The organism is Alcaligenes pakistanensis, from assembly GCF_014652815.1.
Classification (GTDB): domain Bacteria; phylum Pseudomonadota; class Gammaproteobacteria; order Burkholderiales; family Burkholderiaceae_B; genus Alcaligenes; species Alcaligenes pakistanensis.
Map to the genome: position 1 here is coordinate 1 of NZ_BMZN01000005.1, position 2,301 is coordinate 2,301.

Sequence of the window (2,301 nt, forward strand, 5' to 3'; positions counted from 1 at the left end):
CGCGTCTTCAGTCTCAACCTTGGCTTTAACGTTCGTGTCTTGAATCAGCTCAGAGCCAGGAACGTCTACGTTCCAGGTCTTGCCGTCAGCGTTAACGGTCGTGGTGTAGTCCTTACCGTTCACGGTTACCGTGACCGTGTCACCAGCCTTCACATCCTTGCCAACGGTACCGGTAATGGTCACGTCGGACTCAGACTCAGCCTTGTTGATCACGTCGTCTTCAGCGATCACATTGATCGCGATCTCGGCTTCGGGCAGCGTGGTGTCAATGCCGTAGTCACGGTCAGCTTCAGCGCTGGCTGGGTTGCCAGCGGCGTCTTCGGTCTCAACCTTGGCTTTAACGTTCGTGTCTTGGATCAACTCAGAGCCAGGAACGTCTACGTTCCAGGTCTTGCCGTCAGCGTTAACGGTCGTGGTGTAGTCCTTACCGTTCACGGTTACCGTGACCGTGTCACCAGCCTTCACGTCTTTACCCACCGTACCAGTGATAGTGACATCACCTTCCGATTCGGCCTTATTGATCACGTCATCGTCAGCGATCACATTGATCGCGATCTCGGCTTCGGGCAGCGTGGTGTCAATGCCGTAGTCACGGTCAGCTTCAGCCGAAGCAGGGTTACCCGCTGCGTCTTCGGTCTCAACCTTGGCTTTAACGTTCGTGTCTTGGATCAACTCAGAGCCAGGAACATCCACGTTCCAGGTCTTACCATCAGCGTTAACCGTGGTCGTGTAGTCCTTACCGTTCACGGTTACCGTGACCGTGTCACCAGCCTTCACGTCTTTACCCACCGTACCAGTGATAGTGACATCACCTTCCGATTCGGCCTTATTGATCACGTCATCGTCAGCGATCACATTGATCGCGATCTCGGCTTCGGGCAGCGTGGTGTCAATGCCGTAGTCACGGTCAGCTTCAGCCGAAGCAGGGTTACCCGCTGCGTCTTCGGTCTCAACCTTGGCTTTAACGTTCGTGTCTTGGATCAACTCAGAGCCAGGAACATCCACGTTCCAGGTCTTACCATCAGCGTTAACCGTGGTCGTGTAGTCCTTACCGTTCACGGTTACCGTGACCGTGTCGCCAGCCTTAACGTCTTTACCCACCGTACCAGTGATAGTGACATCACCTTCCGATTCGGCCTTGTTGATCACGTCGTCTTCAGCGATCACATTGATCGCGATCTCAGCTTCGGGCAGCGTGGTGTCAATGCCGTAATCACGGTCAGCTTCAGCGCTGGCAGGGTTACCCGCTGCGTCTTCGGTCTCAACCTTGGCTTTAACGTTCGTGTCTTGGATCAACTCAGAGCCAGGAACATCCACGTTCCAGGTCTTACCGTCAGCGTTAACGGTCGTGGTGTAGTCCTTACCGTTCACGGTCACCGTGACCGTGTCACCAGCCTTCACGTCTTTACCCACCGTACCAGTGATAGTGACATCACCTTCCGATTCGGCCTTGTTGATCACGTCATCTTCAGCAATCACATTGATCGCGATCTCGGCTTCGGGCAGATCTGTATCGATGCCGTAGTCACGGTCAGCCTCAGCCGAAGCAGGGTTACCTGCCGCGTCTTCCGTCTCAACCTTGGCTTTCACGTTCGTGTCTTGGATCAGCTCAGAGCCAGGAACATCCACGTTCCAGGTCTTGCCGTCAGCGTTAACCGTGGTCGTGTAGTCCTTGCCGTTGACCGTGACGGTCACGGTATCACCAGCCTTAACGTCTTTACCCACCGTACCAGTGATAGTGACATCACCTTCCGATTCGGCCTTGTTAATCACGTCATCTTCAGCGATCACATTGATCGCGATCTCGGCTTCGGGCAGATCCGTATCAATGCCGTAAGGACGGTCAGTCGTAACTGTAGTGCTGTTGCCAGCCTCGTCCGTCGTCGTGACTTTAGCGTCAACCTTGTCGTTGTTGACCAGTTCGGAACCAGGAACGTCCACGTTCCAGGTCTTGCCGTCTGGGTTAACGGTGGTTTCATATTCTTTGCCGCCAACCGTAACCGTGACTTTGTCGCCAGGTTTAACGTCTTTACCAACGGTACCTGTGATGGTCACGTCGCCGTCAGACTCACCCTTGTTGATCACATCGTCGCCCGTGATAGGGTCGATGGTGATCTCGGCTTCGGGAGGTGTTGTGTCTACATCGTAAGGACGGTCAGTCGTAACTGTAGTGCCGTTGCCAGCCTCGTCCGTCGTCGTGACTTTAGCGTCAACCTTGTCGTTGTTGACCAGTTCGGAACCAGGAACGTCCACGTTCCAGGTCTTGCCGTCTGGGTTAACGGTGGTTTCATATTCTTTGCC

Annotated in this window: 1 protein-coding gene; it reads right to left on the reverse strand. The window is 54.4% G+C overall.

What is annotated here, in order from left to right; genetic code table 11:
- On the reverse strand, positions 1 to 2,301 hold a 2,301-nt coding region (locus IE156_RS15430), incomplete at both ends, for an Ig-like domain-containing protein (protein ID WP_189393547.1).